This window comes from Blautia sp. CAG:257 (assembly GCF_000433815.1).
In the GTDB taxonomy this organism is placed as follows: domain Bacteria; phylum Bacillota; class Clostridia; order Lachnospirales; family Lachnospiraceae; genus Blautia_A; species Blautia_A caecimuris.
Genome location: NZ_HF999124.1, coordinates 3,394 through 3,628 on the forward strand (window position 1 = coordinate 3,394; position 235 = coordinate 3,628).

1 protein-coding gene is annotated in these 235 nt (G+C 45.5%); it reads left to right on the forward strand.

The features are described from left to right. On the forward strand, nt 1-235 hold a 235-nt coding region (locus QVP40_RS13320), incomplete at both ends, for a pyruvate formate lyase family protein (protein WP_288200594.1).

Consider the following 235-nt stretch of genomic DNA (forward strand, 5'->3'; position numbering starts at 1 on the left):
TCTTGCAGCTATCAAGACTCAGAACGGAGCTGCAATGAGTGTTGGACGTATCTCCACTTTCCTTGATATTTATATTGAGAGAGACCTTCAGAGAGGAATCCTTACAGAGAAAGAGGCTCAGGAGCTTGTTGACCATATGGTTATGAAATTCCGTATGGTAAAATTTGCCCGTATTCCTTCTTACAACCAGCTGTTTTCCGGAGACCCGGTATGGGCAACCCTAGAAGTGGCAGGG